Origin of the sequence: Arthrobacter sp. 9AX (assembly GCF_902506095.1) — a bacterium.
Taxonomy (GTDB): Bacteria; Actinomycetota; Actinomycetes; order Actinomycetales; family Micrococcaceae; genus Arthrobacter.
Genome location: NZ_LR733293.1, coordinates 1,806,461 through 1,830,369, shown reverse-complemented (window position 1 = coordinate 1,830,369; position 23,909 = coordinate 1,806,461). Strand labels below are relative to the sequence as shown.

The following is a 23,909-nucleotide window of genomic DNA, read 5'->3' as shown; positions in this document are numbered from 1 at the left end:
TTGTGATTGGGGTTCGTAGATGTTGTCTTCAAGCTTATTGCCCGGCCTCTTCGGCCAGTTGCAGGAACCTGGCGGCAAGGTCCTGGCCGCCGTTCGGGTCCCGGGACACCAGCAGCACGGTGTCGTCACCGGCGATGGTTCCCAGGATGGACGGCATCACCGAGTGGTCGATGGCCAGCGCCAGGAAGTTGGCGGCGCCGGGCGGGGTGCGGAGCACGGCGATGTTGGCCGAGGCTTCAGCGGTGACCAGGAGTTCACTGCAGAGCCTGGCCAGTCGGGCGTCCAGGATTTCCTGGCTCACCCCGCTCTTGGCGGCCCGCTCGCCGCCCTCGCCGGGCACGGCATACACCAGCACGCCTTCTTTCCCGCGGACCCGCACAGCGCCGAGTTCCACCAGGTCGCGCGACAGCGTGGCCTGGGTGACCTGCACGCCATCGTCCGCCAACAGCGCGGCCAGCTCCGCCTGGGACCGCACCGATTCACCCGTGAGGATGGCCGTGATGCGTGCCTGGCGGGCCGTTTTGGTGGCCGGGCTGGAGCCCGGCGTCGCCGGTTGGGCCGACACTAGAACGTGCTCTCTCCGGTACCTTCGACCGGGGAAAGGCCGTCCACGAAGGCCAGGCCGGACCGGTGCATCAGCCATGCCATCAGGGCTTTCTGCGCGTGCAGCCGGTTTTCGGCCTCGTCCCAGACGATGGACTGCGGCCCGTCGATCACGCCGGCCGAGATTTCGTAGCCGCGGTAGGCGGGGAGGCAGTGAAGTACGACGGCGTCTTCCGCAGCGTGTGCCATGGCCGCCTCGTCCACGGTGTACTCGCGGAAGAGCTGCAGCCGCGCTACCTTCTCGGCTTCCTGGCCCATGGACACCCAGGTATCGGTGGCGACCACGTCGGCACCCTTCAGGGCTTCCACCGCATCGGTGGTGACCAGTACCGAACCGCCGGTCTGTGCCGCGCGTTCCTCTGCGGCAGCGACGATGTCCGCGGCCGGCAGGTAGCCTTCGGGCCCGGCGATGCGGACGTGCATCCCCGCGGTGACACCGGCCAGCAGGTAGGAGTTGGCCATGTTGTTGGCGGCGTCGCCGAGGTAGCTCATGGTAAGGCCCTTGAGTTCACCCTTGTGCTCCTTGACGGCCAGCAGGTCCGCGAGGAGCTGGCACGGGTGGTAGTCATCGCACAGGGCATTGATGACCGGCACCCTGGAGTTTTCCGCCATGGCCACCAGCCCGGCGTGCGCACCCGTCCGCCAGACGATGGTGGACACCATCCGCTCCAGGACCTTGGCGGTGTCCTCCACGGATTCCTTGTGGCCGATCTGGGCTTCGCCCGGGTTGATGATGAGGGCGTTGCCGCCCATGTCCGCGATGCCCGTGGCGAACGAAACCCGGGTCCGGGTGGAGGTCTTGTCGAAGATCACGGCCACGGTCTTGCGGCCGCTGCCCGCAGCGGCGAAGGGCTGGACGCTGTACGGGTCCGCCTTCATGCGAACGGCGAGGTCCAGTACCTCGGCCTGCTCGGCGGGGCTGAGGTCCGTGTCTTTGAGGAAGTGCCGGGTGGTGCCGGTGGCTGTTGTCACTGGGCGTCCTTAGCTGCTTGGAGGATGGCCGGGAAGGCGGCGAGGAAGGTATCGGCCTGGGCCGTAGTGAGGACCAGCGGCGGTGCCAGGCGGATGGTGCGGGGACCAGGGCTGTTGACGATGAAGCCGGCATCGAGGCCCGCCTGCACCACCGCGGGTGCCACATCCGCGTCCAGGTCGAAGCCGATGAGCAGGCCCTCGCCGCGGACTTCGGTGACGCCCGGGACGGCTGCCAGCGCGGAGCGCAGGTGCTCCCCCACGGCCGCCACGTTGGCCAGGACATCCTGGCTTTCGATGGCGTGGAGGGTGGCCAGGGCGGCCGCCGTCGCCACGGGGTTGCCGCCAAAGGTGGTGCCGTGCTGGCCGGCGCTCAACAACGACGACGTTTCGACGCCGAACGTGACCAGCGCACCGATCGGGAAGCCACCGCCCAGGCCCTTTGCCAGGGTGACCGCGTCCGGCATGATCCCGGCGTCCTCGCTGGCAAGCCATTTGCCGGTCCGGCCGATGCCGGTCTGGACCTCGTCCAGGATCAGCAGCGCCCCTGCACGGGCAGTCAGCTCGCGGGCAGCTTTGAGATATCCGGGCGGCAGGGGACGCACGCCCGCCTCGCCCTGGATGGGTTCCAGAAACACTGCGGCCACGGTTTCGTCAACGGCCGCCTTGAGCGCCTCGACGTCCCCGAACGGGATATGCACTACACCCCCGGGCAACGGCTCGAACGGTGCGCGGTAGGCCTCCTTGGCGGTCAGCGCCAAGGCACCCATGGTCCGGCCGTGGAAGGCACCTTCGAGGGCGATGATTTTGGTCCGCTTGGTGTCCCCGCCGCCGGTGTTGCGGCGGGCCAGCTTGAACGCGGCCTCATTGGCCTCGGTTCCGGAGTTGGTGAAGAACACCTTGGATCCGGCCGGAGCGTTGCCGAGGGCCAGGAGCTTTTCGGCCAGCGCGATCTGGGTGGGGCTGGTGAAAAAGTTGGACACGTGCCCCAGGGTGGCGAGCTGGCTGGAAATCACCGACGTGACGAACGGGTTGGCGTGGCCCAGCGCGTTGACCGCGATGCCGCCGAGCAGGTCCAGGTATTCCTTGCCATCCGCGTCCCAGACCAGGCAGCCCGCCCCGCGGACCAGGACGCGCTGCGGCGTGCCAAACACGCCCATCAGCGAGGTTGAGTAGCGTGCCAGCCACTCTGATCCGGCGTGGCCTTTGGTTTCGACAAGCTCAACCACCGGGCTTTCGACAGGTTCAACCACCGGGGTTTGCTGGATCTTGTTCATCCGTTGATCTCCTCGTCCGGGACTACCTGGGTACCGATGCCCGCCGTCGTAAATGTTTCAAGAAGCATGGAGTGGGGCAGGCGCCCGTCCACGATGTGGGCCCGCTCCACTCCCTCATCAATGGCCTTGAGGCACGCGGCCATTTTGGGGATCATGCCCGATTCGAGCCTGGGCAGCATATCCTGCAGCTCGGAGGCCGTCAGGGAGGAGATCAGCGAGGACTTGTCAGGCCAGTTGGCGTACAGGCCTTCGACGTCGGTGAGGATCACCAGCTTGGAGGCGCCCAGTGCCGAAGCCACGGCCGCCGCCGCGGTATCGGCGTTGACGTTCAGGACCTGGCCTGTGGGCTGGAAGCGCGCCGTGCCGGCAACGCTTTCCCCACCATCCACGATCTCCGGGGCAACAGTGGAAATCACGGGGATCCTGCCGGCTTCGAGGATGTCCATGATGCCGGTGGGGTCGACGCCGACCACCTCACCGACCAGCCCCAGGTCCACTTCTTCGCCGTCCACCACAGTCCCCGTCCGGACTGCGCGCAGCAGGCCGCCGTCTTCCCCGGACATGCCCACCGCGTAGGGCCCGTGGGAGTTGATCAGGCCCACCAGTTCGCGGCCCACCTGCCCGGTGAGGACCATCCGGACCACGTCCATGGCATCAGGAGTGGTGACGCGGAGGCCGCCCTTGAACTCGGACTCGATGCCGAGCCGGCTCAGCATCGAGTTGATCTGCGGGCCGCCGCCGTGGACCACCACCGGGTGGATGCCTACGTGGTGGAGGAACACGATGTCCTCGGCAAAGGCGCGGCGAAGTTCGTCATTGACCATGGCGTTTCCGCCGTACTTGATCACCATGATGCTGCCGGCGAACCGCTGGATCCAGGGCAGCGCCTCAATCAGGGTTGCTGCCTTGTCCTGGGCGTCGGACATGCTGGTGGTTTCACGCGTCTGGGTGTTCATGCTTCACTTTCCGCAACGGTTGCTGCCGGGGCGTTCCTAGCTGGAGTAGGCGCTGTTCTCGTGCACATAGTCGTGGGTGAGGTCGTTCGTCCAGATGGTGGCCTCGGCATCGCCGGCCTGCAGGTCGATCTCCACCAGCACTTCGCGCGGTTCCAGGTCCACCAGGCTGCGGTCGTCGCCGATGCTGCCGTTCCGGCAAATCTGGACCCCGTTCATGGACACGTTGAGCTGGTCCGGTTCAAAGGCCGCGTCCGTGGTCCCCACCGCGGACAGCACCCGCCCCCAGTTGGGGTCCTTGCCGAAGATGGCGGCCTTGAAGAGGTTGGAGCGGGCCACGGACCGGCTGACGGTCTCGGCGTCGCCTTCACTGGCGGCGTTGAAGGTACGGATGGCGATGTCGTGGCTGGCACCTTCGGCATCGCCAATGAGCTTGCGGGCAAGCTCAGCGCATACCTGGGTGAGGCCATCGCCGAAAGCCTCGGCGGAGGGAACGGCGCCGGAAGCGCCGGACGCCAGCAGAACCACGGTGTCGTTGGTGGACATGCAGCCGTCGGAGTCAGCCCGGTCGAAGGTGACGCGCGTGGCGTCGCGGAGGACGACGTCGAGCATTTCCGCCTCAACGGCCGCGTCAGTGGTGAGAACCACCAGCATGGTGGCCAGGCCGGGTGCCAGCATGCCGGCGCCCTTGGCGATACCGCCGATGGTGAATTCCTGGCCGTCGGCGTCCGTGCCGATGAACAGCGCCGCCTTGGGAACGGAGTCGGTGGTCATGATGGCGTTGGCCGCGTCAGGTCCGCCGTCGGTGCTGAGGGCCTTGGCGGCTGCCTCGACGCCGGGAAGGATCTTGTCCATGGGCAGCTGCTCGCCGATGAGGCCGGTGGAGCAGACAAAAACATCGGTGGCCGAGATGCCCAGCACGTCCGCAACTTTCTCGGCGGTGCTGTGGGTGTTCTGGAAGCCGGTGGGTCCGGTGCAGGCGTTGGCGCCCCCGGAGTTGAGGATCACGGCGTCCACCCTGCCGTCGGAGACCACCTGGCGGGACCAGTGGACGGGGGCTGCAGCCACGCGGTTACTGGTGAAGACCGCGGCAGCAGCTTTGGCGGGGCCGTCGTTGACTACCAGGGCAAGGTCCGGGTTGCCGGAGGCCTTCAGTCCGGCGGTGACGCCGGCGGCCCGGAAGCCAAGGGGTGCGGTAACGGTCACGGGGCAACTCCCTGGAGGTCAAGGCCGGCGGTTTCCGCCAGGCCGAGTGCGATGTTCATGGACTGGACGGCGCCGCCGGCGGTCCCTTTGGTGAGGTTGTCGATGACGCAGGTGACGACCACCCGGCCGGTGTGGGCGTCGAAGGCAAGCTGCATGGCAGCGTGGTTGGACCCCTGCACGGCCTTCGTGGCGGGCCACTGCCCTTCAGGCAGGACGTGCACGAAGGGTTCGTCATCGTACGCGTCGGTCCACGCCTGGCGCAGCTGTCCGGCTGTGGTGCCGGGCTTCACTTTGGCCGTGGCGGTAGTCAGGATGCCCCGGCTCATCGGTGCAAGGGTGGGGGTGAAGGAGACGGTCACCTGCTCCCCTGCCGCATTGGACAGGCCCTGTTCGATTTCGGGGGTGTGCCGGTGGCCGCCGCCCACGCCGTAGGGGCTCATGGAGCCCATCACCTCGGCGCCGATCAGGTTCACCTTCGCCGCCTTGCCCGCACCCGAGGTGCCGGACGCGGAAACGATCACGACGTCGTCGGGCTCCAGGAGGTGCGCGGCGAACCCGGGCGTCAGGGCCAGCAGGGCCGACGTCGGGTAGCAGCCGGGCACGGCGATGCGGCTGGCGCCTTTGAGGGCTTCGCGCTGGCCGGGCAACTCGGGCAGGCCATACGGCCAGGTGCCGGCATGGGCTGAGCCGTAGAACTTTTCCCACGCGGCCGGGTCCTCGAGGCGGTGGTCGGCGCCGGCGTCGATCACCACCGTCCCTTCCGGAAGCTGGGCGGCGATCCCGGCGGAAGCACCGTGCGGCAGCGCGAGGAACACCACGTCGTGGCCGGAGAGGTTCTCCACGGTGGTGTCCTCCAGGATGCGGCTGGACAGTCCATGCAGATGCGGCTGCAGTTCGCCCAGGCGCGAACCGGCGTTGCTGTGTGCCGTGATGGCTCCAATGGTGACATCCGGGTGGCCCGCGAGGAGGCGGAGCACCTCTCCGCCGGCGTAGCCACTGGCGCCTGAGACTGCAACAGAAATAGTCATGGCTCCCACCTTACAGCAAAACTATTCACTAGGCCCGATATTTATGCATGCGCGGATGCTGCCGCCGGCCGATGCGCCGGAGGCCCTGCCGTATCCTGAGTGGAGAGGGTGATCCTGACCGTGCAGGCCGAATGTCGGCTGCAATGTTGCCCGTAACAGTCACGAGGCATCTTTTGACCACAACCCTACCCACTTCCGGCGTCCGTGCGCCGCGTGTCCGCCAGCCGAACGCCGTGGTCCTGAGCTATTCCGAACTCCTCAAGGCCGTCAAGGCCGAAGGCTTGCTGGAACGGCGGGTTGGTTTCTACGCCACGCTGTTCACTGTCCTTGCCCTCCTCATGGCGGCGGCGTGGTTCGGTTTTGCCCTGATCGGCGACAGCTGGTTCCAACTCCTGATCGCGCGGCCGCCATCGGCGTACTCTGCACGCAGTTGAGTTTCCTCGCCCACGAGGCGGGCCACCGCCAGATTTTCGCTTCACGCCGCGCCAACGACTGGTCGGCGCGGCTGCTCGCCACGTCTGTTGCCGGCATCAGCTATTCCTGGTGGGAGCAAAAGCACGGCGCGCACCACAACCACCCGAACGTGATCTCCAAGGACCCTGACATTGCCACCGGCGCGATCGCCTTCCACGTCGAAGGAGCCTCCACCCGGCAGGGCCCGCTGTCCTTCCTGACCCGGAAACAGGGCTGGTTCTTCTTTCCGCTGCTCTTCCTGGTGGGGCTGGGCCTCCAGATTGATTCGGTCCGTTTTATTGTGCGCCGGGCAAAAGTCACGCACCGCTGGGTGGAGATTCCGATTCTCGCCGTGCGCCTGGCCACGCTTCCTGTCCTGGCCTTCACGTTCCTGCCCACGGGTATGGCCTTCGCCTTCATCGGCGTCCAGCTGGCGGTTTTCGGTTTTTACATGGGCGCCTCGTTCGCGCCCAACCACAAGGGCATGCCCGTCCTGCCGGCGGACAGCAGGGTGGACTTCTTCAGCCGGCAGGTCCTGACTTCACGGAATATCTCCGGCGGCCGCTTCATGGACATCCTGCTGGGCGGGCTGAACCGCCAGGCGGAACACCACCTCTTCCCGGACATGGCGCGGCCCCAGCTGGACAAGGCCGCAAGGATAGTCCGGGAGTACTGCGCCAAGCACCAGGTTCCCTATACCGAAACCACATTGCTGCAGTCCTACGGCATCATCGTGAACTACCTCAACCAGGTGGGGCTTGCCGCCGGACGCCATTTCGAGTGCCCCATGGCAACGGTTACGCGCCGCTACTGAGCGGCCCCGCCGGGCGGCGGGCGGCGCCTAGGATGGGGGGACCGGGCCAGGAAACTCCGGCCCGCGGAAGGAAACCCATGACGCACGCTATTGTCGCCGGGCAAGCCGGTGGTCCCGAAGTCCTCTCCTACGTTCCGGTTGAGCGCCCCGTTCCCGGTCCGGGGCAACTGCTGATCGAAGTTGCGGCCGCCGGAGTGAACTTTATTGACACCTACAAGCGCAGCGGCGTGTACAAGGTGCAGTATCCCTTCATCCCGGGCTCCGAGGCAGCCGGAACGGTGGCGGCCCTGGGCGAGGGCGTCAGCGGATTTGCCCCGGGAGACCGGGTGGCCACCGCGGAAGGCACCGGATGCTACGCCGGTTACGCCCTCGTGGACGCGGATAAAGCGTTGCCGGTCCCGGACGGACTCGACGACCTCACGGCCGCGGCCCTCCCGCTGCAGGGCCTTACGGCCCATTACCTGATCAACTCCACCTTCAAGGTTGAGGCCGGGCACAACGTCCTGCTGCACGCCGGCGCCGGCGGGGTGGGCCTCCTGCTCATCCAGCTGCTGAAGGCAAAGGGTGCCCGGGTCATCACCACCGTGTCCACCGACGAGAAGGAAGCCCTCGCCGTCGACGCCGGGGCCGACCACGTGCTGCGCTATGAGGGCTTTCCCCAGCACGTACGCGACCTCACCCACGGCCGCGGAGTTGACGTTGTTTACGACGGCGTGGGCAAGGACACCTTCGACGGCTCACTCAGCGCCCTGCGGGTGCGCGGCACGCTGGCGCTGTTCGGCGCTGCGTCGGGTCCCGTCCCGCCGGTGGATCCGCAGCGGCTCAACGCCGGCGGATCGTTGTTCCTGACCAGGCCCACCATGGGCCACTACCTGCAGGACGCGGCCGAGCGGCGCTGGCGGTCGGACGAAATCTTCGCTGCAGCCGCGGAGGGCAGCCTCAAGGTCCGGATCGGAGCCCAGTACCCCCTGGCGGAAGCAGCCCAGGCGCACCGCGACCTGGAGGGCCGGCGCACCACCGGCAAGGTGGTCCTGATCCCGTAACGGACGTCAGCGGCACACAGAAAGGTCCCCGCAGCCAGGATGAATCAATCCGGCTGCGGGGACCTTCCGTGTGTCACGCCTGCGCTTTCCTAGCGTTGCACGGCACCAAACCGCTCGGCCGCCAGGGCAACGGCACTTTCCCGCGCCGCAGACGCCTCATCAGCTGTGAGGGTGCGGTCGTCGGCGCGGAACCGGAGCCCGAACGCCAGCGACTTTTTGCCTTCCTCGATGCCCTTGCCGGCGTAGACGTCGAAGAGCGCAACGTCCTCCAGCAGTTCACCGGCGCCTTCCCGCAGTGCGGCCAGCACGTCGTCGGCCGGAACCTCGGCGGGAACCACCAGTGCCACGTCCTGCGTTGCCACCGGGAACGCGGAGATGTGGCGCGCCACGATCACGTCGGGAGCTGCGTCGAACAGCGCGTCGGCGTTGAGCTCCAGTGCCACAGAGCGTGCCGGCATGTCCGAGGCGGCCAGCAGCTTGGGGTGCAGCTCTCCGGCGTAGCCCATCACTTCGCCGGTGCGCAACGCCAGCTTGGCCGCACGGCCGGGGTGGAAAGCCTGGTGGCTGCCCTGGCTGACCACCAGTTCCACACCCAGAACGTCGCCGGCGAGCCGTGCGATGTCCAGTGCGTCGGCCCAGTCCCACTGGCGCGGGGCATGCGCTGCCGCGGCCGGCGAGTCGTGCCCGGTGAGCACCACGGCGAGGTGGAACGGCTGGGCGGGGACGCCGTCGTACAGTGCATCCAGCACCTCATCGGCGGGCTTGGCCCCCAGCGGCGGGATGAAATCCGTTCCCATCTTCCCGCCGGGCAGGAACACCAGGCCCGACTCGAAGAGGGCGAGGTCCCGGAAGCCGCGTGAGTGGTTGCGCTTGGCTACCTCGATGAGCCCCGGGAGGATGGAGGTCCGCAGGAAGCCCTGCTCCTCACTGATGGGGTTGGCCAGCTTCACCGCGGGCCGGCCTGCGCCCTGTTCGGCCACACCAAAGGTGTCGTTGGCTGCCTTGGAGACAAACGGGTACGAGAGAACTTCGGTGAGCCCGGCGTCGGCCAGTGCCTGGATCAGGCGGCGGCGCTGCTGCTGCACGCGCGTCAGGCCACGGCCGGGAGGCGCCACCGGCAGCGTGGCCGGAATCTTGTCGTAGCCCACCAGGCGGGCGATCTCCTCGGAGAGGTCCTCCTTGGTCTCCAGGTCGTGCCGCCAGCTGGGGGCAGTGACGCTCCACCCGTCGTCGTTCCTGACGACGGCGGCGCCCAGGTCCTCGAGCGAGGTGACGATCTGCTCTTCTGTGAAGTCGATGCCGATCCGGGCGGCAGCGAACGCTGCGGGCAGCTCGATGGTCACGGGGTCCGGGGCGGTCCCCACGTCGGTCCCCGCCTCATCCGCCGTGCCGCCGGCGAGCTCCACCAGGAGGTCCACTACGCGCTGGGCGGCGATCCCGGCCACCTGCCAGTCAACGCCGCGCTCGAAGCGCTTGGACGCTTCGGACGGGAGCTTGTGGCGGCGCCGGGAGCGTGAGATCGACACCTCGTCGAAGTGGGCGGCTTCCACCAGGATGTTCGACGTCGAGTCGCTGACCTCGGTGTCCGCGCCGCCCATCACACCAGCGATGCCGATGGCACCGGAGTCGTCGGTGATCAGCAGGTCTTCGGGGTCAAGGGTGCGCACCTTGCCGTCCAAAGTGGTGATCTTCTCGCCCGCCGTGGCCCGGCGCACCACGATGTCCCCGGACAGCTTGTCCAGGTCGTAGCAGTGCGTGGGCTGGCCCAGTTCCAGCATCACGTAGTTGGAGATGTCCACAGGCAGGGAGATGGAGCGGATGCCGGCCAGGCGGAGGCGGGACGCCATCCACTGCGGGGTGGGCCCGGTGGCGTCAACGCCGCGGACGGTCCGTGCCACGAAGCGGTCGGAACCCGGCTTGCCGTAGATGGGGGCGTCGTCGTTGAGCTTGACGCCGTAGCCACCGGAGAGCTCCGCCGGGGCGCTGACGCGGGACGCGGGATCCGTGAAGGTGGTACCGGTGGCGTGCGCGTACTCGCGGGCCACCCCGCGGATGGAGAAGGCGTAGCCGCGGTCCGGGGTGACGTTGATCTCGGCGGCTTCATCGTAAAGGCCCAGCAGCTCCATGGCGTCCGTGCCGATTTCGGGGTCGAGGCCGATCCGGGACAGCACCAGGATGCCGTCGTGGTCCTCGCCGATGCCCAGCTCGCGGACGGAGGCGATCATGCCGGCGGACACGTGGCCGTAGGTCTTGCGGGCGGAGATGTGGAAGTCGCCCGGCAGCACGGCGCCCGGCAGTGTGACCACCACTTTGTCGCCCTCCACGAAGTTGTGGGCACCGCAGATGATGCCCTGCACGCCGGAGGGATCGATGCCCTTGCCGGTGAGCGTCTGCTCCTGCCCTTCGGGGACAACGCGGACCTGGCACCAGTTGATGGTTTTGCCATTGGTCTGCGGTTCCTTGACCAGGCTCAGGACCTGGCCCACCACGATGGGGCCCTGCAGGGTGTCCGTGGGACGGTGGACGGCCTCTTCCTCAAAGCCCACCTTGACCAGCTCGGCCATCACATCTTCGGCCGTTGCTCCGGCCGGTACCTCCGCGTATTCACGCAGCCAGGAAATTGGGATACGCACTGTTAGATCTCCATCCCGAAGTGCTCGCTGAAACGTACATCGCCTTCGATCATGTCGCGCATGTCGCCAACCTCGTTGCGGAACATCAGGGTCCGCTCGATGCCCATGCCGAAGGCAAAACCTGAATAGACGTCCGGGTCGATGCCCGCGGCGCGGAGCACGTTGGGGTTGACCATGCCGCAGCCGCCCCACTCAATCCAGCGCGGTCCGCCCTTGGCGCCCGGGTGGAAGATGTCCAGCTCGGCGGAGGGCTCGGTGAAGGGGAAGTAGTTGGGGCGCAGCCGGATCCGGGCTTCGTCACCGAACATCTGCCGGGCGAAGTGCTCCAAGGTGCCGCGAAGGTCTGCCATGCTCAGGTTCTTGTCGATGGCCAGGCCTTCAAACTGGTGGAACACCGGTGTGTGCGTGGCATCCAGTTCGTCGGTGCGGAACACCTTGCCGGGGCACAGCACGTAGATAGGCACTTCACGTTCGAGCATGGAGCGGACCTGCACCGGCGAGGTGTGGGTGCGCATCAGCAGGTGGGCCTCGGGCGGCTCCACGAAGAAGGTATCCTGCATTTCGCGGGCCGGGTGGTCCGGCTTGAAGTTCAGGGCATCGAAGTTGAACCACTCCGATTCGACTTCCGGGCCCTCGGCGATCTCCCAGCCCATGCCCACGAAGATGTCCGCCACGCGGTCCTGGAGCGTGGACAAGGGGTGCCGGGAGCCGGCACGGCGACGGCGGGGAGCAGCAGTGACGTCAACGGTCTCTTCGAGGAGGATCCGGGCGTCGTTTTCGGCTTCCAGCTCTGCCGTGCGGTCCGCGAGCGCCTTATTAACCCGGCCGCGGGAAGCTCCCATCAGCTTTCCGGCAACGGCCTTCTGGTCCTTGGGCAGTTTGCCGATCTCGCGGTTGGCAAGGCTGAGCGGCGATTTCTCACCCGTGTGCGCGAGCCTCACCGCCTTCAGCTCGTCAAGGGTGGCCGCGCCGGCGATGGCGGCGATGGCCTGGTCTACAGCGGCAGTAATGGCGGCTTCATCCGTGGGGTTCGGGATGGCGGCGCCCGGCAAAGTTTCAGTCATCTACTGTTCTTAGCTACGAGTCGTGGCTGCCGGCGGGCATTCCGGTTTCCCGGCCGCGCTTCCGCTGGCAGGTCATGGATGAATGACCTCAAATTCAGTTCATTCAATGACCAGGTCAGGGCCTGCCGGAAAATCCGGCGGCCACTGCACTCCAGTCTAATTGAACGGTCCGGCTACCATGGCCTCATGACACCACGGGAGCCTTTGGCGCTTCGGCGGCCCCCGACAGGTCCGCAGGTGGCGCGGCTGGTGGCGAACGCCGTCAACGGCAGCACCGTCCTGGGCCTTGCTGTAGCCGCCGCGGCACGGTCGGATCTCCGCCCGGGCCCGCACGGGCTCATTATTGCCGGCGGCTACCGGTGGCGCGTGCCGCTTGCCGCAGCGTTCACGCTGGGAAACGTTGTCCTGTGCCGCTGCCCGGCCGCTGACCTGCTGGCCCGGCCGGAACTGCTGGGACACGAAGAAAAACACTGTACCCAGTACGCCTGGTGCCTGGGCCTTCCGTTCCTTCCGCTCTACTTCCTTGCCGCCGGGTGGTCTCTCCTGCGCACAGGCAATCCGGGAACGGGCAACATCTTCGAGCGGCACGCCGGCCTTGTCGCCGGCGGTTACCCGGACCCATTGGACCGGGGCCAGGCCGGGCTACCGCGCCCTGCCGGAACGGAGGCGTGACCCGTGCCGGGCGAAGGCAGCCACCTTGCTGACCGGAGCGGCCCCGATGAGGCGGGCAACGCCGTCGGGCCGTCCCCCCGCCAGTCCGACGGCGGTGCTGCCCCAGGGACTGTCAGCGTCACCGGAACAGGTTCCGCGGAGGCTGCCCCGGACCTGATGGTGGTGTCCATCGGGGTGGAATGCCGCGCCGGCTCCGTGGAGGCGGCGTGGGAGAGGGCAGGAAGGAGTTCAGACGCCGTGGCGTCCACCTTCCGCCGGCACGGTGTTGCCGGCGCGGACATCAGAACCACAGGACTCAACGTGCGGGCAGACCTCGTGTGGCGGGAAGGCGAGGGCCAATCCGTCACCGGCTATGTCGCAGCGAGCACCCTCACCGTAAGGTTGCACAGTCCCGGTTCCGCCTCCGCTGCGATCTCGGACGCCGTAGGGGCCGGCGGGAACGACGTCCGGCTCAACGGGCTGGAACTGACGTTTGCCGACGACGCCGACGTCCGGGCGCGTGCGCGGGATGCGGCATGGCTGGACGCACTCCGTTCGGCGGAGCAGTTTGCCCGACTCGCCTCCGCCCGGCTGGGCCGGGTGCTGTCCATCACGGACACGGTCACACCCCAGGCGCCGGCCCCCCTCCCCCGGATGCAGCGAGCCGCTTCGATGGAAGCCCTGGACGTGGAAGCCGGGGAAACAGCGGTGGCTGTGGCCATCAGCGTGGTGTGGGAACTCGAGGTCTGAGTTCACCGGATTAGTGCCGCAGGCTTGCACCGATGCTTGACTTAAGTTCGAACATACATTCGAATGGAGTTCATGAGATGGGATGCCCAAGCACTGATGCCGCCGCCGCCAGGGACAGCCGCGGAGGGGCCATCGCCCGCACTTCTGCCGTTGGTCGGGCTGGTCCGGTCCGTCACAACACCGGAATTCGCCGGCATCACCTTTCATGAGGTCACCGCCAAATCTGTGCTCAACAAGGTACCCGCCGGCTCGCGGATGCCGTTCGAATGGACCATCAACCCCTACCGGGGGTGCAGCCACGCCTGTGTGTACTGCTTCGCCCGGAAAACGCACACTTATCTCGATTTCGACGCCGGGCGGGATTTTGACAGCCAGGTGGTGGTCAAAGTCAACGCGGCGGAGGTCCTCCGGAAGGAACTGGCCCGGCCGTCCTGGGGCCGCCACCAGGTGGCCCTGGGCACCAACACCGATCCGTACCAGCGGGCCGAGGGGCGCTACCGGCTGATGCCCGGGATCATCGCAGCGCTGGCGGATTCGGGTACTCCCCTGTCCATCCTCACCAAGGGAACCCTGTTGGCCAGGGACATCCCGCTTCTGAAGAGCGCCGCCGCCCAGGTGCCGGTGGGCCTGGGCATCTCCCTTGCCATGACCAATGAAGCATTGTCCGAGGCCATCGAACCCGGCACGCCGGGACCCCGCGCGCGGCTCAAGCTGGTGTCCCGGCTGCGCGAGGCCGGGCTCCCCTGCGGGGTTATGGCCATGCCCATCCTTCCGTGGCTTACGGACAGCGACGAAGCACTGGATTCGCTTTTTGCCTCACTCGCTTCCGCAGGGGCCACCGGCGTCACTGCCGGAGCCCTCTACCTCAAACCGGGCGGCACCAGGGAATGGTTCATGAAGTGGATTGCGGCCCATCATCCACAGCTCGCCCGCCGCTATCAGCGGCTGTACGGGTCCGGATCCTACGCATCCAAGGAATACCGGGCATGGCTGGCCGGCAGGGTCAGCTATTTCAAGGCCCGGTACGGTTTTTCCCATTCGTCGGGCTTCAGCCACCGGGATCTCGATGATCCCCGGGGCGAGGAAGCGGAATATCCGGCAGGCATCATCCCTGCCACCTCATCTGCGGCTGCCGCCGGCACCCCGGCGCCTGCGCAGGCCACCCTGTTTTAGGCCCGCCCGCCCGCTGCGGGCATACCCACAGACGCCAGCAGTTCCCGGACGATGGGGAAATCGGCGGGAATCCACGGAAGGCCCAGGACCTCGTCCGGCCCGGACAGCGACACCCACTTGAGTTCGTCGTGGTCCTCAAGGGGTTCCGGCTCACCGGCAAGGATTTCTGCGAACCAGACGCGCATGCTGGCCCTGTCATTCAAAGGCCAGCCGCCCGGGGGCCTCGCCGCAAGCTCGGCGCCCACGCGCACTTCGATCCCCAGCTCCTCGCCCAGTTCACGGCGCAGTGCTGCTTCCGGGTCCTCGCCCGGCTCCACTTTGCCGCCCGGGAACTCCCACAGGCCAGCCAGTTTCTCGGGGGCACTGCGGCGCGCCACCAGCAGCCGGGACGGTTCCGCGAGGCGGTCCACGATGGCCCCGCCTACCACCTGTATCAGTCCAGTCACCGCCCCATTCTATGGGGGACAATGGAAAGGCCCGGGCACTCTTTGCGCTCTTCCCGGAATACCTGAGCCGTACCCGGGGTTGTCCCCGGTGGTCCAGGCCCCTCCAGCCCCACTGCCGTGGCTGCAGCCCACCTTGTATCCCCAGCACTTGAAAAGCAGGCACATGAGCAGCGTCGTACAGTCCCCCACGGCAACCGGCACCACAGCCCCCAATATCGCCATGGCCATCACCGCCCTGGCGATGGGCGGGGTGGGAATCGGGGTCACCGAGTTCACCATGATGGGCCTGCTCAAGGAAGTGGAACAGGGCCTGAACATCAGCACGCCCGAAGCCGGCCACCTCATCTCCGCCTACGCGCTGGGTGTGGTGGTGGGCGCGCCGCTGCTGGCCGCCGTGGGCGCCAAGCTCCCCCGCAAGACCCTGGCACTCGGCCTGATGCTGTTCTTCACCGTCGCCAACCTGGCCTCCTTCCTGGCCCCCGACTACGGAACCATGCTGGTCTCACGGTTTGCCGCCGGGCTGCCGCACGGCGCATTCTTTGGCGTCGCAGCGTTATCGCCGCCTCGCTCGTGCCGCCCACTCGGCGGGGTTGGGCCATTTCCATGGTGATGGCGGGCCTGAGCATTTCCAACGTGATTGGCGTTCCGGCAGCAACCTGGTTGGGCCAGACCTACGGCTGGCGCCTGCTCTTTATCCTGGTGGGCCTGCTCGGAATACTCACCCTGATGCTGATCTGGTGGTTTGTTCCATTCCACAAGGCCCACCCTGATGCCAGCATCCGCCGGGAACTGGGAGCGCTCAAGAGGCTACAGGTCTGGCTTGCCATCCTGATCGGCATCGTGGGCTTTGGCGGCTTCTTTGCCACTTACACGTATATCTCCCACACGATGACGAATGTGGCAGGCCTCCCCTCCGCGCTGATTCCTTTGGTGGTGGCGCTGTACGGCCTGGGCATGGTGGCCGGCAACATGGTGGGCGGCCGGATTGCTGACAAATCCGTGATGGGGACGCTGTACAGTGTCCTGCCTGCCATCGCCGTTGCCCTGGTGGTCTACGCCATCGCCGCCCATTGGGCCTGGTCCGCCCTGGTGATGGTCTTCGTGGTGGGCGCCGCCGGGTCCATGCTCATACCGGCGCTGCAGACCCGCCTTTTGGACGCCTCCCCCGACGCACCTTCCCTGGCGTCATCCCTGAACCATGCAGCGCTGAACGTGGCCAACGCCCTCGGCGCTTTCCTGGGCGGGCTGGTGATCGCCTGGGGCTGGGGCTATGTAGCGCCGGCGCTGGTGGGCGCCTGCCTTGCTGTCCTGGGCCTGGGCGTTGCACTGGCCAGCGGCCTCCTGGAACGCAAAAAGCCGCTGGCGGCCTGAAAGCAGGGCGGCCGGAAAAGCAGGGCGGCCCGACAGGCAACGGGCCGCGGCTGTCCTGACGTCTTGTCCCTTCGCGGGCAATCTTCAGGGGCCCGGGGTCGCCGCTGCCGTCTGATGGCCGGCAGCGTCTGAGCGCTGCAGGTCGGGCTCCAGGTAGATCACACGGGCAATAGGCACAGCGGAGCGGATCCGGGATTCCGCGCTGTCGATCTCCTTCGCGATCTCCTCCCCCGTGGAGTTGCGCTTGATCGCGATCTTTGCCGCCACCAGCAGTTCCTCCGGCCCAAGGTGCATCGTCTTGAGGTGGATGATCCGGGTTCCGTCGGCCTCGATGGCTTTCGCGATGCGCTCTACGTCTTCCCTGGTGGCCGACTCGCCCAGGAGCAGGGACTTCGTCTCGATGGCAAGGATCACGGCGATGCCCACCAGCAGCAGGCCGATCATGGCGGTGCCCGCGGCGTCCCAGAGTCCGTTGCCGGTCATCAGCGTCATGCCCACGCCGATCAGGGCGAACATCAGACCGAGGAGCGCCCCCAGGTCCTCGAGCAGGATCACAGGAAGTTCCGGTTGCTTGGCGCTGCGGACGAACCTGGCCCAGGACTGCTGTCCGCGGGTGTGGTTCGATTCCTTCATGGCAGTCCGGAACGAGAGTGATTCGGCGATAACCGCCCCCACCAGCACTGCCAGCGGAACCCACCAGAAGGCGCCCTCAATGGCGTGCGGGTGCTGGAATTTCTCCCACGCCTCGTACAGGGCGAACAGACCACCAACGCTGAACAGCACGATCGACACGATGAACGCGTAGATGTACCGCTCCCGGCCGTAGCCGAAGGGGTGCTCAGGGCTGGCAGCGCGTTGTGCCTTCTTGCCGCCAACCAGCAGAAGGACCTGGTTGCCGGAGTCCGCCACGGAGTGGATGGCCTCGGCGAGCATGGATGACGAACGCGTCAGGAAGTAGGCAACAAATTTCAGGAGTGCGATGGTCAGGTTGGCGGCGAGTGCCGCAACTATCGCCTTTGTACCGCCGCTTGCAGCCAAGGGGTCCACCTCTTCACGGGATTTTTGAACCTACCTAATGTGCGGGTCCGGCCACGGCCCCGCCTCCGCTTACCGTACCCGCCCCGGCCGCCGTAATGCACCGCGGGCAGCCCCGGGCCTGCTGACAACAGCAGGGCCCTTTGTTGGCTTGCAGCTCATCGGGACCGTTTTTCCCGGTCGCAATTGAGGAGGAGACATGGGTTTTCTTGCTTGGATTATTCCGGGCCTCATCGTAGGGGCCATCGTTGAAGCCGTGATGCCCGGCAGGGTGGGCGGCGGTTGGGTCACCAGCCTGGTTCTGGGCGTGGTGGGCGCAATAGTATGCGGCTGGATGGGCAGCCTGCTCTTCAACAAAGGCGATCTGGCCTTCTTTGACCTCGGCACGTGGATTCTCGCCATCGTAGGCGGCCTTGTGGTCGCCGGCATCCACGGTGCCATCACCGGACGCGGCAAGGCGACACACGCGCCCTGAGGTAGCCGGCACATTTCACATAGGCGCGGGCTCCGCGGATCCGGGGCCCTCGCTGTTTCCCGGCGCGGGATGGAATTCACCCCCGCAGGGCTGCCGGCAGGTGCTGGGACCGGGCGCTGGCGTAGAGGCAAACAGTGGCTGCTGTGCCGAGGTTGAGGCTTTCCGCTGCCCCGTACACGGGCACGGCCACGCGATGGTCTGCAAGGTCAAGCTCAGCCTGGGACAGCCCCTGTGCTTCGTTGCCGAACAGCCAGGCAGTCGGCTTTTCCAGGTCATACTCCGACGGCGTGCCCTCCCCCGTCAGCCGGCGCCGGGCGTTCTCGTCCTGCAGCGCGTCCAGGTTGAGGGTGCCATAGCCATCCGCCGCCAGGATGCCGATCCCCCGTGCCCGGCACGCGGCGGCCAATTCCGTAACGTCCGCGCCAAGCACCACGGGAAGGTGGAACAGGGATCCCGCCGTGGAACGGACCGCTTTGGGGTTGTAGATGTCAACGCTTGAGCCGGTGAGGATCACAGCGTCTGCCCCGGCCGAGTCCGCAGCCCGCAGGACGGTTCCCGCATTCCCTGGGTCCCGCACCTGACAAAGAACGGCAATCAGGCGCGGCCCGGCGTCGAGCACTTCCTCCAGCGGTACGTCCACGAACCGGCAGACAGCAATGATGCCCTGCGGGTTGACGGTGTCCGCCATGGCGGCCAGGACGTCGTCGGTGGCAAGCCGGGCATTGGTGCCCTCGGCAAGTTCCTCGAATTCCGGAAAGCGGTCCAGGCAGGACTCGCTGGCGAATACCTCGGTAACCACTCCGGGAGCGCCCGCGGCCAGGCGCTGCTGGTGGAGCTTCAGCGCTTCGCGGACCGCCTGGGGGCCTTCGGCCAGGAACTGTCCGCGCTTTAAACGGGCCGGGCGCCCGGCAAGTTTTGCCACATCCCTCACCCGGTCTGCTCGGGGGTTGGAGAGTGGTAAATCCTGCGGGCGCCCGGTTTCGTTCATATAGGAAACTTTAGTGGCTGCGGCCACCAGTTCCTGAACTGCCCCTCGTGCGAGGGAAGGCAGGTGCTACTTCGCGGCGACGGCCTTCTTGGCGGAGGTGTCGGCGGGCAGCGAGTCCTTGGCCACCTGGACCAGCGCAGCGAATGCGTTGGCGTCGGAGACGGCGAGCTCGGCCAGCATGCGGCGGTCAACCTCAACCTCAGCAGCCTTCAGGCCCTGGATGAGACGGTTGTAGGTGAGGCCGTTGGCGCGGGATGCAGCGTTGATGCGCTGGATCCAGAGGCGGCGGAAGTCGCCCTTCTTCTTCTTGCGGTCGCCGTAGCTGTACACAAACGAGTGCAGCAGCTGCTCTTTGGCCTTGCGGTACAGGCGTGAACGCTGTCCACGGTAGCCCTTTGCGCGTTCAAGGATAACCCGGCGCTTCTTGTGGGCGTTGACCGCCCTCTTCACACGTGCCACGTGCGTACTCCTTCGAAATTCTGATCCCAAGCATCTACTGCCGGATGTCCGGCGGCCTGAGAAGGCTTTTGGCAGGTGACTTACACCAGGTGGTGCCAGTCAAAGAACTTGGAAATTAGATGCCGAGCATCTTCCGGATGACCTTGGCGTCGCCCTTGAAGACGATCTTGTCGCCGGCAAGGCGGCGGGTCAGCCGGGAGGACTTGTGCTCGAGGTAGTGGCGGCGGTTAGCCTGCTGGCGGCGCAGCTTGCCGCTGCCGGTCAGCTTGAAGCGCTTCTTAGCACCACTGTGGGTCTTCATCTTCGGCATGGGAACCGATCTCCTTACGTGTCCGCAGGCTGGGCCTGCAGTTCTATCGCGCAGCTGCCCCTGGGGGCGGCGTGCTGGTTGCGGACTGCCGGAGGGCGACCTCCGGCAGCTGTGAACTAAGTGGTCTTCTTGCCAGCCGGCTTCGGCACTGCCTTGGGGGCAGGGCGGGCAGCGGGCTTGGGTGCGGCGGGCCTGGCCACCGGCTTCGGCGGAGCAGGCACTGCTGCGGGCTTCGGAGCCGCTGCTGCCGGCTTGGCAGCTTCAGGCTTCTCCGCAACCGGCTGGGGTGCCGGCGCAGCAGCCTTGGGGGCTTCCTGCTTCGGGGCCTGCCGCTTCGGCGCTTCCTGCTTCGGCGCCTCAGCCTTGGGCGCTTCCTGCTGGGGAGCTTCGGCGGCCTGGGCCGGAGCAGCTTCCGATGCAGGTTCGACGGCGGGAGCCGCCTCCTGCACAGGAGTGTCAGCAACAGCTTCCGGTTCGGTCGAGACCTGGAAACCTTCAGGAAGCAGGTCCGCGAGGGACTGCGTCATGGGTGCCTGGTCGCTGCCGGACACGTCGATGCGGCCGGCAGCCTTGGCTTCATTCTGTGCCTTCGCTTCCGCCCGTTGCGTGGCGCGGCGTGCTTCGGCCTTTGCCTCAGCCTTGTTTTTCAGCGGGCCGACCACCATGACCATGTTGCGGCCGTCGATGCGGGGGCTGGATTCAACCACGCCGACTTCGGCGACATCGTCTGCGAAGCGCTGGAGCAGGCGGATGCCCATTTCCGGTCGCTGCTGTTCACGGCCACGGAACTGGATCATGGCTTTGACCTTGTCCCCCGCGCCGAGGAAGCGCAGTGCGTGCCCGCGCTTGGTCTCGTAGTCGTGGGTGTCGATCTTCAGGCGGAAGCGGATTTCCTTCAGAACAGTGTTCGTCTGGTTCTTCCGTGCCTCACGTGCCTTAACCGCGGCCTCGTACTTGTACTTGCCGAAGTCCATCAGCTTGCACACCGGAGGCTTCGCCTGAGGTGCAACTTCAACGAGATCAAGGTCGGACTCGGCGGCCAGGCGCAGGGCATCCTCAATACGGACGATTCCTACCTGTTCACCTGCAGGGCCGACCAGCCGCACCTCGGGGACGCGGATACGCTCATTGATTCTTGGCTCGCTAATGTTAAAGCTCCTGTGTTGTTGTGGGATCCGGCAAATAGAGAAGGCCCCCAATTGCCGGAGCAATCGAAGGCCTCGAAGACTGGTTGAGCGTGCCATGAGGCACTGTATGTCCCGGCGCCAGCGAACGCCGGACACCAAAACCAACCAGGTACCCGGCAACCTTGCGTTCCATCGAACTTCCGGAACAGCGGCTGACGCGGGTGGGAGAGAACTCCGCTTGCAAACTGCATGCCATTCTACAGAAAAAATTCCCGACAACGCAGGCGCTGCTGGGAACCATGATCGCTTCTTGAACAATCCCTGAAATAACGACATCCAGTCGGTCTGTGTCAAGCTTACCAGTATGAGCACCCCAGACAGTAATTCATACGTTTTCGAGCCTGCCGAAGCCAGCGGCGATGTCTCCCAGCAGATCCGTGACATTTCCGAAGTGCCGGCCATCGAGGTCATCACCACCGCGGCCGTCCACCTGATGAGTGCCGCTGCCGTGAAACTTGGCCTGGCTGCGGAAGAGAACGCGCAGGAGCTCAAGGACCTGGACGAGGCCCGGAAGCTCATCACCGCACTGGCCGGACTGGTCACCGCGGCCGCCCCCGAAATCGGTTCCCAGCACGCCGGACCGTTGCGTGACGGCTTGCGGTCGCTGCAGCTGGCCTTCCGGGAAGAGTCGCTGATCCCCGACGCCCCGGGCAAGGGCCCGGGCGAAAAGTACACCGGCGCCGTCAACTGACGCAGCGCAGCGGTAAGTAGGCCCGACGGCGGGCCTTCCCTCCCAGGGAAGGCCCGCCGTCGCGCATTACCCCAGGGTTCCGGAAACGGACCTAGGCGTTGGCCCGGCGCCGCCGCTGGAGGACCAGCCCCACGACGCACAGCGCCACGCCGGCGGCCCCTACTGAGACGAAACCTCCGGACGGTCCCACATGGTCGATGAAGACGCCCGCCAGCGGCGCGCCGAGTGCCACTCCGGCGGTGAGGGCCGAGCCGTACCAGCCCATCGCCTCCCCCCGCCGCTCCTCCGCCACGAGGTCCGCCACCTTTTCGGACGCCGATGAGAGGACCGGGGCGCAGAGGAGACCGGGAAGGATGGCAACGAGGGCGAGGGTCCAGGTATCGTGCGCGAAGCCCATGGGAATGGTCAGGGCGGCCATGCCCAGGAGCAGGACAATGGGCGGGATGGGCCGGTGCATGGCACCGTAGATGAGCCCGCCCACCACGGACGCAGCACACCAGAACAGGAAGACGATCCCGATTTCGGCCTGGTGCCCGCCCGTTTCGAGTGCTGCCACGATGCCCACGTCGGTGCCGCTGAGGACCATTCCGGCTCCGGCGGCCACAGCGAAGAGCGCCGCCACGGTGGCCGTGAACCAGACGAAGTTGCCTGCCACCTTCTCCCGGAGCCCGGCGCTGCGCGCAGTGTGGGCGGCTGCCGGCGCAAGATCCGCGGCAGCCTCCTGCAGGTGGGCGGGGGCCGTGGACACAACGGCGGCCTCGGCCGCCCGCTGCTGGTCCGCCTGGCCGTCGCCGGCCGGAACGACGCTGCGGGTGGGCGGGTTGAACCACATCAGGAACAGGCCGGCCAGGGAGGTGGAAACACCCACTGTCGTCAGGCCGGCCACGCTGAAGCCGCTGGTGGCTACGATGGCTCCGGCGGCGGGGCCGATCATAAACACCACTTCGGTGGTGATGGCGTCGAGTGCGAAGGCAGTGCGGCGCTGGTCGCCGTCGGCCAGCACGCCCAGGGACTGCCGGACAACGCTGAAGATCGGCAGCGTCAGGAGTCCGCCCACAAAGACCAGCGGCAGGAGCCACTGGTAGGACACATGCGGAACGATGGACCAGATGACGGTCTCCGACACCACTGAGGGGATCAAGGCTTTGCGCAGTCCCACCGTGTCTACGCGGCGGCCGCGCCACGGCGCACCGAGGGCGATGCCGATGGTCATCACCGCGGCAGCTGCGCCCGCAGCGGCATAGCCTTCGCCGAGGGTCAGGACAATGTGCAGGGTCAGCAGCACGCCGGCTGCCGAATGCGGAACACGGGCGATCATGCCAACGAGCAGCAGCCGCCTGATGGGCCGCACGGCAAGCAACTCCCAGTAGAGAGCGAAATTCACGAAAGAGATCCTTCGGTCTGCCGCAGCCGGCCGGGGATCCCCTCCTCGCCGCAGCTAGTGGACGGCGCGCCGCAATTTAACCTCGATGGAATCGACCCGCTCACCAAACAATACATTCCGTGACCACTCCGCCTGGAGCCCGGCCACCAGCTCCTGGACGGCAGCGGCGTCCAGTCCTTCTTCCAGGTACAGGACCACCTGAAGCTCCGGACCTGCGCCTCCGCCCGGCAGGGGGTCGCCGCCGGCGGTACGCGATGCCACTCCCCTGCCCGGCTGGAGCTCCAGGCTCCGCACGGCGGGGAAGCCTGCTGCTGCCTGCCGCATCTGGCCTGCCAGCGCGTCATCCGTGTAGGACGGAATCCAGTCCTGCTGCTGCGCCAGCGCCCACAGGGCGGGCCGACGGACCACAAACGTCACTGCCGATCCCGGGTCAAGGACGAGCAGTTCGGCCCCCTCGGCCACGGCAGAAAGGGCTGCACGGGCCGCGTACACCGCTACCGGCCGCGCCTCTGGGTGCCAGGCACTGAGCGCCGGGGCGGACGTGAACGCCGGCATGGCGGTCCTGCCGTCAGCGGCTTTGAGGGTCACCAGGGCCATGTCCGCCTGTTTGTCGGCGTGCAGGCCGTCATGTCCCTCCGCCTCTTCGGCGAGCTGGGCAACAACGGGAATGAAAACGCGGCCGGTGGCAAGTGAGGCGACCACGGCGGCTTCGTCCCCGCGTCCCGCCTGAAGGGCTGCGACGGCCGCTAGGTAGCCGGCGTCGGCCAGTCCGTCGTCGTCTTCGAAATTGTGGATCCTGGCGTCCTCCCCGGCCAGGCTGCGCCCTGCCCACGGCCGGCCGGCAGAGTCAGTGGCGCCGCCGGCGCCAGCCAGCGCTGCTGCAATGTGGCCGGGAAGGTGTCGTTGCCCGGTGGTGCCGGGGACGGGTTCGATGCTGGCCACGGTA

Annotated in this window: 22 protein-coding genes and 2 pseudogenes; 8 read left to right on the top strand and 16 right to left on the bottom strand. The window is 66.9% G+C overall.

The window, feature by feature from the left end; genetic code table 11:
• Nucleotides 1-34: 34 nt before the first annotated feature.
• Genes BACI348_RS08360 through argC form a run of 6 tightly spaced genes read right to left on the bottom strand, consistent with a single transcriptional unit; the run spans nucleotide 35 to nucleotide 6,036 of the window.
• Nucleotides 35-565, bottom strand: a complete 531-nt coding sequence (locus tag BACI348_RS08360; RefSeq protein WP_159824847.1) for an arginine repressor — start codon at nucleotides 563-565, stop codon at nucleotides 35-37.
• Nucleotides 565-1,575, bottom strand: a complete 1,011-nt coding sequence (argF, locus tag BACI348_RS08355; protein ID WP_159824845.1) for an ornithine carbamoyltransferase — start codon at nucleotides 1,573-1,575, stop codon at nucleotides 565-567. The genes BACI348_RS08360 and argF overlap by 1 nt, the downstream gene beginning before the upstream one ends.
• Nucleotides 1,572-2,849, bottom strand: a complete 1,278-nt coding sequence (locus BACI348_RS08350) for an acetylornithine transaminase (RefSeq protein ID WP_159824843.1) — start codon at nucleotides 2,847-2,849, stop codon at nucleotides 1,572-1,574. Before BACI348_RS08350 ends, argF begins: the two co-directional genes overlap by 4 nt.
• Nucleotides 2,846-3,805: an acetylglutamate kinase gene (gene argB, locus BACI348_RS08345; protein ID WP_159824841.1), complete on the bottom strand. Its 960-nt coding sequence runs from the start codon at nucleotides 3,803-3,805 to the stop codon at nucleotides 2,846-2,848. The genes BACI348_RS08350 and argB overlap by 4 nt, the downstream gene beginning before the upstream one ends.
• Before the next feature lie 36 nt (nucleotides 3,806-3,841).
• The gene (argJ, locus tag BACI348_RS08340) at nucleotides 3,842-5,008 is read right to left on the bottom strand and encodes a bifunctional glutamate N-acetyltransferase/amino-acid acetyltransferase ArgJ (protein WP_159824839.1); all 1,167 of its coding nucleotides are present in this window, start codon (nucleotides 5,006-5,008) and stop codon (nucleotides 3,842-3,844) included.
• Nucleotides 5,005-6,036, bottom strand: coding sequence for an N-acetyl-gamma-glutamyl-phosphate reductase (argC, locus tag BACI348_RS08335; protein WP_159824837.1), 1,032 nt, complete (start codon nucleotides 6,034-6,036; stop codon nucleotides 5,005-5,007). The genes argJ and argC overlap by 4 nt, the downstream gene beginning before the upstream one ends.
• Before the next feature lie 143 nt (nucleotides 6,037-6,179).
• On the opposite strand from argC, the pseudogene BACI348_RS08330 reads away from it, so the two are divergent.
• Together BACI348_RS08330 and BACI348_RS08325 are read left to right on the top strand one after the other, a co-directional pair.
• A pseudogene (locus BACI348_RS08330) lies at nucleotides 6,180-7,303 on the top strand (fatty acid desaturase family protein).
• Nucleotides 7,304-7,380: 77 nt separating this feature from the next.
• Nucleotides 7,381-8,346, top strand: coding sequence for a quinone oxidoreductase family protein (locus BACI348_RS08325; RefSeq protein WP_159824835.1), 966 nt, complete (start codon nucleotides 7,381-7,383; stop codon nucleotides 8,344-8,346).
• 89 nt (nucleotides 8,347-8,435) lie between these two features.
• On the opposite strand, the gene pheT is transcribed toward BACI348_RS08325, so the two are convergent.
• Both pheT and pheS read right to left on the bottom strand, forming a co-directional pair.
• Complete coding sequence (gene pheT, locus BACI348_RS08320) at nucleotides 8,436-10,979, bottom strand: phenylalanine--tRNA ligase subunit beta (RefSeq protein WP_159824833.1); 2,544 nt, start codon at nucleotides 10,977-10,979, stop codon at nucleotides 8,436-8,438.
• Between the two features lie 2 nt (nucleotides 10,980-10,981).
• Nucleotides 10,982-12,043: a phenylalanine--tRNA ligase subunit alpha gene (gene pheS, locus BACI348_RS08315; protein WP_159824831.1), complete on the bottom strand. Its 1,062-nt coding sequence runs from the start codon at nucleotides 12,041-12,043 to the stop codon at nucleotides 10,982-10,984.
• A 186-nt stretch (nucleotides 12,044-12,229) separates the two neighbouring features.
• Between pheS and BACI348_RS08310 the strand changes: the two genes are divergently transcribed.
• The 3 genes from BACI348_RS08310 (at nucleotide 12,230) to BACI348_RS08300 (ending at nucleotide 14,617) form a co-directional block, all read left to right on the top strand.
• On the top strand, nucleotides 12,230-12,715 hold the full coding sequence (locus BACI348_RS08310) for a hypothetical protein (RefSeq protein ID WP_159824829.1): 486 nt from the start codon (nucleotides 12,230-12,232) through the stop codon (nucleotides 12,713-12,715).
• 3 nt (nucleotides 12,716-12,718) lie between these two features.
• Nucleotides 12,719-13,444: an SIMPL domain-containing protein gene (locus BACI348_RS08305; protein ID WP_236557498.1), complete on the top strand. Its 726-nt coding sequence runs from the start codon at nucleotides 12,719-12,721 to the stop codon at nucleotides 13,442-13,444.
• 72 nt (nucleotides 13,445-13,516) lie between these two features.
• The gene (locus BACI348_RS08300; RefSeq protein ID WP_159829931.1) at nucleotides 13,517-14,617 is read left to right on the top strand and encodes an Rv2578c family radical SAM protein; all 1,101 of its coding nucleotides are present in this window, start codon (nucleotides 13,517-13,519) and stop codon (nucleotides 14,615-14,617) included.
• Here BACI348_RS08300 and BACI348_RS08295 read toward each other — a convergent pair.
• Nucleotides 14,614-15,063, bottom strand: coding sequence for a (deoxy)nucleoside triphosphate pyrophosphohydrolase (locus tag BACI348_RS08295; protein WP_159824827.1), 450 nt, complete (start codon nucleotides 15,061-15,063; stop codon nucleotides 14,614-14,616). The genes BACI348_RS08300 and BACI348_RS08295 overlap by 4 nt on opposite strands.
• Before the next feature lie 163 nt (nucleotides 15,064-15,226).
• Here BACI348_RS08295 and BACI348_RS08290 point away from each other — a divergent pair.
• Nucleotides 15,227-16,434 (top strand): annotated as a pseudogene (locus BACI348_RS08290) (MFS transporter).
• Nucleotides 16,435-16,518: 84 nt separating this feature from the next.
• On the opposite strand, the gene BACI348_RS08285 reads toward BACI348_RS08290, so the two are convergent.
• Complete coding sequence (locus BACI348_RS08285; RefSeq protein WP_159824825.1) at nucleotides 16,519-17,472, bottom strand: cation diffusion facilitator family transporter; 954 nt, start codon at nucleotides 17,470-17,472, stop codon at nucleotides 16,519-16,521.
• Between the two features lie 196 nt (nucleotides 17,473-17,668).
• Between BACI348_RS08285 and BACI348_RS08280 the strand changes: the two genes are divergently transcribed.
• Entirely contained in the window at nucleotides 17,669-17,944 is a 276-nt protein-coding gene (locus BACI348_RS08280; RefSeq protein ID WP_159824823.1) for a GlsB/YeaQ/YmgE family stress response membrane protein, read from the top strand.
• Nucleotides 17,945-18,020: 76 nt separating this feature from the next.
• Here BACI348_RS08280 and BACI348_RS08275 read toward each other — a convergent pair whose 3' ends face one another.
• From BACI348_RS08275 to infC, 4 genes are all read right to left on the bottom strand, one after another.
• Complete coding sequence (locus BACI348_RS08275; protein ID WP_159824821.1) at nucleotides 18,021-18,932, bottom strand: TrmH family RNA methyltransferase; 912 nt, start codon at nucleotides 18,930-18,932, stop codon at nucleotides 18,021-18,023.
• A 66-nt stretch (nucleotides 18,933-18,998) separates the two neighbouring features.
• Entirely contained in the window at nucleotides 18,999-19,391 is a 393-nt protein-coding gene (rplT, locus tag BACI348_RS08270) for a 50S ribosomal protein L20 (protein ID WP_159824819.1), read from the bottom strand.
• A gap of 115 nt (nucleotides 19,392-19,506) precedes the next feature.
• Nucleotides 19,507-19,701: a 50S ribosomal protein L35 gene (rpmI, locus tag BACI348_RS08265; RefSeq protein ID WP_009358635.1), complete on the bottom strand. Its 195-nt coding sequence runs from the start codon at nucleotides 19,699-19,701 to the stop codon at nucleotides 19,507-19,509.
• A 116-nt stretch (nucleotides 19,702-19,817) separates the two neighbouring features.
• Nucleotides 19,818-20,807, bottom strand: coding sequence for a translation initiation factor IF-3 (infC, locus tag BACI348_RS08260; protein WP_236557497.1), 990 nt, complete (start codon nucleotides 20,805-20,807; stop codon nucleotides 19,818-19,820).
• A 385-nt stretch (nucleotides 20,808-21,192) separates the two neighbouring features.
• Here infC and BACI348_RS08255 point away from each other — a divergent pair, with 385 nt between their 5' ends.
• The gene (locus BACI348_RS08255) at nucleotides 21,193-21,579 is read left to right on the top strand and encodes a DUF1844 domain-containing protein (RefSeq protein ID WP_159824817.1); all 387 of its coding nucleotides are present in this window, start codon (nucleotides 21,193-21,195) and stop codon (nucleotides 21,577-21,579) included.
• 91 nt (nucleotides 21,580-21,670) lie between these two features.
• Here BACI348_RS08255 and BACI348_RS08250 read toward each other — a convergent pair whose 3' ends face one another.
• Complete coding sequence (locus BACI348_RS08250) at nucleotides 21,671-22,963, bottom strand: MFS transporter (RefSeq protein ID WP_159824815.1); 1,293 nt, start codon at nucleotides 22,961-22,963, stop codon at nucleotides 21,671-21,673.
• Between the two features lie 54 nt (nucleotides 22,964-23,017).
• Nucleotides 23,018-23,905 carry an SseB family protein gene (locus BACI348_RS08245; RefSeq protein WP_159824813.1) on the bottom strand — a complete coding sequence of 296 codons (888 nt, stop codon included), beginning with the start codon at nucleotides 23,903-23,905 and terminating at the stop codon, nucleotides 23,018-23,020.
• Between the last annotated feature and the right edge of the window lie 4 nt (nucleotides 23,906-23,909).